We start from the raw sequence: 7408 nt of genomic DNA, 5'->3' as shown, positions 1-7408 counted from the left end.
TTACCCTCAAAAACCTAGTGTGTTTATTCCTCAGTAATACCGAGTTCACGTTAACTTAATCAAGGTCAGACCGATAGGTCAGTACCGATACATATTATAACTTATTGATAATCAATGAATCAAATCCCAAGCTCACGTTTTTTTATAAAAAACCTTGTCAATAATTTAGTCATTAAAATGCGCCTTTGGGAAACAACCTCTAAAGCCTTTTGAATCTAATGTCTTAGCAAAACTACTTGCCTCTGTTGCTGTCATATCTCCTACCGAAACTCTAAACAAACGCTGTGAACGGTCTGCTGTCCAGCTTACACGGATATAAACCTCATCAAATCCCTTCTCCATAGCCACTTTTCCTTTCTGAACAGCATTTTTCAAGTCTTTATAGCTTCCAATCTGTACACCAAAGTCTTTAGGATATTTTTGTGTTCCCCAAATACTATAAATTCTTGGTAGGTATTTATTTTTCTTTTGAGCTTTCTTGATATTAACTTTTCGGCGTGGTTTTCTTCTGTCTGTTTTCGTCTCTGAACCCTTTGGAGAAAGTGTAACACCATCAGCACCAGCACGAAGCAAACGAATTTCAATATCAACCACACCATCACGCACCATATCTAGTTTTTTGGCTGTGGCATACGAAAGGTCAATGATTCTCCCTGGTTTGAAAGGTCCTCGGTCATTGACACGTACAATAGCTGTTTTTCCATTTTGTTTGTTAGTAACTTCTACCAAGCTATTGAAAAGAATCTTTTTGTGAGCTGCCGTAGCGTCGTACATATTGTATTTTTCGCCACTTGCTGTGGGTCTGCCATGGAATTTTGTACCGTAATAAGAGGCTTTTCCTCGTTGTGTATAACCTAATTTTTGATAATCATATTCATTTGTTCCACTTAGTTGTAGTAGGGCAAAAGGAATAATCACACAATAAAAAACATATTTTAACTTCATAAAATACAGGGGAGAATAATAAAATTGGATAGGGTTTTTAGTATAAAACGAACTGAAATATTCTAACAAAAGAAGTATTCATTCTATTTTATGGAAGAATTAGTAACGCTAATTAGCGATTTTTAAAGAATTTTGCAATCTTAAAACGCTTATTTTTGTATTCTATTTTACGGAATTTCACAAAAACTCAAATCTTATGGCTTCAAATTCAAAACTTATGCAATTTTTACGCATTCTTGGCATCATTGAAGGAATTTCATTTCTAGTTATTCTTTTCATTACCATGCCTCTCAAATATGTATGGGAAATGAGAGAACCCAATCTCATTGTTGGAATGATACATGGTGTTCTTTTTATTGGATATTGCCTTTTGGTCTTGGTTGTTGGTTACAAACTTAAATGGAAATTACTTACTATCTTTTGGGCATTACTCGCTTCTGTGATTCCTTTTGGAACATTTGTAGCAGACAAGAAGATTTTTAGAGAAAAGCAGGATGATAATATTCTACCGTTAGATAAACTTTAATAATAACTATTTCTCCCCTTTACAAACCATAATAATCTATGAAATATACTTATTTACTTTTGATACTCTCTATTTTTGCTTGCCAAACAACTGAAAAACAAGAAAATGTAGAAAAAGAACAACAGCCAAAGACTGTCATTGAAAAATGGCAACCCTACGACGAGACAGAAGAAATTGCTCAAAATGCTACTTACGAGTCATCTAGGATGCACTACAAACTTATTCAGTCTAAGGTATTGGATAAGAATGAGATTTGGAAAAATGTAGCACCTCAAATTAGTGATTTTTCAGAAGAAGAATATCAAAAACTAAAACCTCTCATTTTAGAACAGAATATTCCAACGATTCAAAAGCATATTGAAGAAGGAAATTTATCCTACCAAAAACTTGTACAATGGTATTTGTATAGAATTGTAAAATTTGAAAACAATAGAGAAACTTCTCTTCATACCATTATTTCCATCAATCCAGATGCAGTAGCTCAAGCCATAGAAAAAGACAAGAGCAGAGCGAACAAGAAACATGAAATTTTTGGAATGCCTATTTTGCTAAAAGACAACATCAATTTTGATAAACTTCCCACAACAGCAGGCGCAGTGGCTCTCCAAAACAACATTGCTCCAAATGCTTTTATCGTCAATCAAATTCAAGAAAAAGGAGGAATTATTTTAGGAAAAGTAAATCTAAGCGAATGGGCAAATTATCTCCACGACAACGGACCAAACGGTTATAGTGCCATCGGAGGACAAACACTCAATCCTTATGGAAGAAAACAGTTTGATACAGGAGGCTCTAGTGCAGGAAGTGGAACAGCCGTAGCAGCAAATTACGCTGTGGCAGCAGTGGGTACGGAGACAGCAGGTTCTATTCTTTCTCCTTCAAGTTCTAATAGCATTGTCGGCTTGAAACCTACTATCGGACTTTTGAGTAGAGGTGGAATTGTTCCTATTTCTAGTATGCTAGACACACCTGGACCGATGACAAAAAACATCACAGACAATGCTATTTTACTCTCTGCCATGACAGGAGAAGATGCAAAAGATGAAGCTACTAAAGGGCAAACAAAACAACTAAATTATGCAGAAAATTTAGATAAATATTTGAAAGGAATGCGTTTTGGAGCAAATAAAGCCTTTATGGAAGATTCTCTATATATTTCTATGATTGAAAAATTCAAATCTTTAGGAGCAGAAGTAGTAGAATTTTCATTTGATGAGATGAAGTTTGATAACTTTCTACAACTACTAAATGCTGATATGAAAAGGGATTTGCCACTTTACTTTCAAAATTATGTTGGAGAATCTATTTCTTTTATTTCTACCAAAGATATAGTAGAATACAACAATCAAGATACTACTATTCGCATTCCTTACGCACAAGCTCGTTTTGATGGCATTGTAGCAGACCAAACAACAGACGAAGAACTAGAAAATTTAAAACGAGCAATGAATGCAGAAGCTATAAATCTTTTTGAAAAACCCATGAAAGAACTAAACCTAGACTGTATTTTGTCTATCAATAATTGGAATGCAGCCGAAGCAGCACTTGCTAAATACCCTTGTTTGACACTTCCGATGGGATACAGAAATTCTGGTCAGCCTGCTGGTCTTACGCTCATTGCTCGTCCGTTTGAAGAGCAAAAATTACTACAAATTGGCTTTGCGATTGAAAAAGCTACTAAAAGTAGGAAAGTACCGAAGGGATATGAATAACACTCCAATAAAAATACGACAATCTGGCAGAGAATAAAATCAGAAAATTGAAGTAAAACAATTAATAAGTGTCAAAAAGACACTATCGTAAAAACAAATTATAGTTTTCAAAGTTTATAACAGAATAAAAAAGCCAAAAAGTCAGTTTCAAAATAATTGTACAGCTTTTGATAAAGTTGTAGCATACACTTTAGTATGCGAAAAATATTCAATCAAGAAAAAACGACTTTTTATATAAATATTCAATTATGAACTTTAATAAATTCACAATAAAAGCACAGGAAGTTGTCCAAAAGGCTTCCACAATGGCAACCAGTTCGCAGCAACAAATCATTCAAACAGGTCATATTTTAAAAGCAGCCTTAGAAGCTGACGAGAATATGACCCAGTTTTTGGTCAAGAAATTAGAAATTAATATTAACCTTCTCAACCAAGTCTTGGATGAGTATATGGTTTCTTATCCAAAATCAAGTGGAGCAGACCCATATCTTTCCAATGATGCTCACACAGCCATCCGTGAAGCAGAAGGTTATTTGAGAACATTCAAAGATGAGTTTATCGCTGTTGAGCATATTCTTCTTGGGATTTTAAAAGGAAAAGATAAAACTGCCGACCTTATGCGTGAGGTAGGTTTCAGTGAAGAAAATCTAATCAAAGCTATTCAAGAATTGCGTGGAGGAAGAAAAGTAACTGACCAAAATGCAGAAACAAAATACCGTTCTTTAGAGCGTTATTCTAACAACCTGACTGACCTTGCACGCAGAGGAAAAATAGACCCAGTAATTGGTAGAGATGATGAAATCCGTAGAGTATTACAGATTCTCTCTCGTCGCACGAAAAACAATCCAATGCTTATTGGAGAACCAGGGGTAGGAAAAACAGCAATTATTGAAGGCTTGGCGCAGCGTGTCGTAGATGGAGATGTGCCAGAAAATTTGAAATCAGTTACGATTGCTTCCTTAGATTTGGGAATGCTTGTAGCAGGGGCAAAATACAAAGGAGAGTTCGAAGAGCGTCTGAAATCAGTTATTAAAGAAGTAACCGATTCGGATGGAGAGATAATTTTATTCATAGACGAAATCCATACGCTCATTGGCGCAGGTGCTGGAGGAGATTCGGCAATGGACGCAGCCAATTTATTAAAACCTGCTTTAGCTCGTGGTGAGCTTCGTTCTATTGGAGCAACGACGTTGAAAGAATATCAGAAATATATTGAAAAAGACAAAGCTCTAGAACGTCGTTTCCAAACAGTAACAGTAGATGAACCAACTGTTCAAGATGCTATTTCTATTTTGCGTGGCATTAAAGAAAAATACGAACTTCATCACGGTGTTCAGATAAAAGATGATGCTCTTATTGCAGCAGCACAGCTTTCTAATCGTTATATTCCAGACCGTCAGCTACCTGATAAAGCCATTGATTTGATGGATGAAGCAGCTTCAAAGTTGCGTATCGAAATGAACTCAATGCCACAGGAATTAGACGAGATTCGTAGAAAAGTAATGCAGCTAGAAATTGAAAGAGAAGCCATCCGAAGAGAAGGCGATAAGGAAAAAAATACACTTCTTTCAAGAGAAATTGCAGACCTTAGAGCCACACAAGATGCGCTAATGGGACGTTGGGAAGCTGAAAAAGGTGCGATAGATGAAATTAGGACAACAAAAAAGGAACTGGAAGACCTTAGAATTCGTGCCGAACAAGCCGAACGAGCAGGCGATTATGGAAAAGTAGCCGAAATTCGCTATGGAAAAATTACAGAAACTGAGCAAAAACTAAAGGAATTACAAGAAAAGCACGAGCAAGCTGACCAATCAAAAGCAATGCTCAAAGAAATTGTAACTTCTGAAAATATTGCTGAAGTAGTTTCGAAATGGACAGGTATTCCAGTAACTAAAATGTTGCAAGGAGACAAAGAAAAACTACTGAATTTAGAAGCAGAATTAGGAAATCGTGTGGCAGGACAAAGTGAAGCTATACAAGCTGTTTCCGATGCTGTGCGTCGTAGTCGTGCTGGTGTGCAAGACCCTAATCGTCCGATTGGCTCATTTATTTTCTTGGGTACAACTGGCGTAGGAAAGACAGAACTTGCCAAAGCCTTGGCAGAGTATCTTTTCAATGACGAGAATGCAATGGTCAGAATTGATATGTCGGAATATCAAGAACGCCATAGTGTGAGTCGTCTGATTGGTGCGCCTCCAGGGTATGTGGGGTATGATGAGGGTGGACAGCTTACTGAAGCTGTCAGAAGAAAACCATATAGCGTAATCTTATTAGATGAAATTGAGAAAGCACACCCAGATGTTTTCAATATTTTGCTTCAAGTTTTGGATGATGGGCGTTTGACGGACAACAAAGGAAGAATTGCCAACTTCAAAAATACGATTGTCATTATGACATCAAATACAGGTTCACAGATTGTTCAACAGAACTTTGCCTTAGCTGCTGAAAAAACAGACGAGCAAGTAGAGCAAATCTATGAAGACACCAAAATACAGGTTACTGAACTTCTGAAAAGCACGATGCGCCCAGAGTTTTTGAACCGTATTGATGAAATATTGATTTTCAAACCTCTTTCAAGAAAAGAAATTCGTCAGATTGTGAATTTGCAGTTGAAGCAAGTTCAGAAACGATTAGATGAAAATGGAATCACGCTAGAAGTTTCGAAAGAAGCCTTAGACTATATTGGAAAGATTGGTTACGACCCACAATTTGGAGCAAGACCACTCAAAAGAGTTGTTCAACGAGAAATCTTAAACGAACTTTCAAAGGAAATTTTGGCAGGAAGAGTTACTAAAGATGCACCTGTCGGAGTGGTTTTGGAAGATGGACAGATTAAATTTGTAAATTCAGTTTTTGAAGAATAAGATAATATTGTGTCTTATCATTTTAAAAAATCCAACTAACATTTAAAGTTAGTTGGATTTTTTTGCTTTATATCTGCAGTCTTATTATTTTCAGAGCTTATCAAAGTCATTTTTTAAATTACCAACTAAAAATATTTCCATGAGAACTTTCATTGCTTTTGCATTTTTTATCATGCTCACCAGTTTCAACTTTTTAGGTGACACACCTACACTTAAAATGTCCGTTGCTGAGTCAGATACTATAGAAGGGAAAGACAAAGAAAGTTGTTATTCTTGTGGAGATTGTAGTATATACTGTTTACTTGATGATAATTATTCTATTTCTAGTTCTAGCTACCTATCTGCACAAGGAAAAAATAAGTATACTGCTTCTGAAATGGATGACTACAATTTACAAACAGCTTGGTTTGAAGGCAAGCCTGATTACGGAATTGGAGAATGGCTAAAATTCGATTTTAATGAAGAGAGGTTTTCTGGAAGTGATACTGAAATAGATGGTCTTTATCTATTCAATGGATATAGAAAATCTCTACAACGCTGGAAAGAAAACTCAAGAATAAAAAAGCTATTAGTTTATGTAAATGACAAAAAGTTTGTAGTCTTGAAGCTTGCAGATACCTATAAAATGCAACACATAAAATTTGAAGGAATAAAACTAAAAGAAACAAAATCAATAAAATTTGAAATCCTTGAAGTGTACAAAGGAGAAAAGTATAGTGATGTTGGAGTATCTGAAATCAAATTTACTGGGATACATCATCACTAAAACACTCATATTGCTCAATTGTAACCTACTCAATAAGAGACCTTTCAAAAAAATACCCCAAATGCCCTATTGTCGTTTTTTCTACCTCACCGTAATTTTGCATTAAATAATTAGAGAAAAAGTTATTCATCTCATTTCAAATTAATTTAATTCAAACATAAAACGACAATGCAAAAGTTTCTTTTTATCGCTGTATTATTTATCGGATTTTCTACTTTTTTTGCTAGTAGCGCAAAAGCACAAAACACTGTCAGACTTCAATCTGAAGCGAGTGTTACTATCGAAGGAATTTATATTCACTACTCAAATGGTTGGAGTGGAAACGTAATGCCAGACCTAGGACAAGATTACTTAATGCCAAACGGAAATATTGATATTCCTCTTTCAAGTGGTGGACGTTGGGAAATAAAATTATGGGATGGCGAAAATATCTATTTTTTAGTTCTCAATATCGATGAGTATGATAATATCACTTACGTTACTCTAACAGACGACCTACTCAGAAGAAGCATTTCTAACTAAATCAATTCTATTTTCTTGAAAATTCAAGTGGCTTGATAATCCAAATTATTAAGCCCTTAGAATCTTATTACCC

At 35.4% G+C, this 7408-nt stretch carries 6 protein-coding genes; 5 read left to right on the top strand and 1 reads right to left on the bottom strand.

The window, feature by feature from the left end:
* Positions 1–165: 165 nt before the first annotated feature.
* On the bottom strand, positions 166–945 hold the full coding sequence (locus tag QZ659_RS15770; RefSeq protein WP_291727198.1) for a septal ring lytic transglycosylase RlpA family protein: 780 nt from the start codon (positions 943–945) through the stop codon (positions 166–168).
* 196 nt (positions 946–1141) lie between these two features.
* Here QZ659_RS15770 and QZ659_RS15765 point away from each other — a divergent pair, with 196 nt between their 5' ends.
* The 5 genes from QZ659_RS15765 (at position 1142) to QZ659_RS15745 (ending at position 7335) form a co-directional block, all read left to right on the top strand.
* A complete protein-coding gene (locus tag QZ659_RS15765; protein ID WP_291727196.1) occupies positions 1142–1471 on the top strand; it encodes a DUF3817 domain-containing protein in 330 nt (109 codons plus the stop codon).
* A gap of 38 nt (positions 1472–1509) precedes the next feature.
* A complete protein-coding gene (locus tag QZ659_RS15760) occupies positions 1510–3183 on the top strand; it encodes an amidase family protein (protein WP_291727194.1) in 1674 nt (557 codons plus the stop codon).
* 248 nt (positions 3184–3431) lie between these two features.
* The gene (gene clpB, locus QZ659_RS15755) at positions 3432–6047 is read left to right on the top strand and encodes an ATP-dependent chaperone ClpB (RefSeq protein ID WP_291727192.1); all 2616 of its coding nucleotides are present in this window, start codon (positions 3432–3434) and stop codon (positions 6045–6047) included.
* 139 nt (positions 6048–6186) lie between these two features.
* Positions 6187–6813 (top strand): NADase-type glycan-binding domain-containing protein, encoded by a 627-nt coding sequence (locus QZ659_RS15750; RefSeq protein ID WP_291727190.1) that lies wholly within the window; start codon positions 6187–6189, stop codon positions 6811–6813.
* 168 nt (positions 6814–6981) lie between these two features.
* Complete coding sequence (locus tag QZ659_RS15745) at positions 6982–7335, top strand: hypothetical protein (RefSeq protein WP_291727188.1); 354 nt, start codon at positions 6982–6984, stop codon at positions 7333–7335.
* The last annotated feature ends 73 nt before the right edge of the window (positions 7336–7408 follow it).

This window comes from Bernardetia sp. (assembly GCF_020630935.1).
In the GTDB taxonomy this organism is placed as follows: Bacteria; Bacteroidota; Bacteroidia; order Cytophagales; family Bernardetiaceae; genus Bernardetia.
The sequence above is the reverse complement of the archived record's forward strand: the minus strand, read 5'-3'. Positions and strand labels throughout refer to the sequence as shown.

Bases quoted from the DNA above. Each gene is read 5' to 3' on its own strand.
- QZ659_RS15770 (WP_291727198.1), bottom strand. From the start codon at position 945: ATGAAGTTAAAATATGTTTTTTATTGTGTGATTATTCCTTTTGCCCTA.
- QZ659_RS15765 (WP_291727196.1), top strand. From the start codon at position 1,142: ATGGCTTCAAATTCAAAACTTATGCAATTTTTACGCATTCTTGGCATC.
- QZ659_RS15760 (WP_291727194.1), top strand. From the start codon at position 1,510: ATGAAATATACTTATTTACTTTTGATACTCTCTATTTTTGCTTGCCAA.
- clpB (WP_291727192.1), top strand. From the start codon at position 3,432: ATGAACTTTAATAAATTCACAATAAAAGCACAGGAAGTTGTCCAAAAG.
- QZ659_RS15750 (WP_291727190.1), top strand. From the start codon at position 6,187: ATGAGAACTTTCATTGCTTTTGCATTTTTTATCATGCTCACCAGTTTC.
- QZ659_RS15745 (WP_291727188.1), top strand. From the start codon at position 6,982: ATGCAAAAGTTTCTTTTTATCGCTGTATTATTTATCGGATTTTCTACT.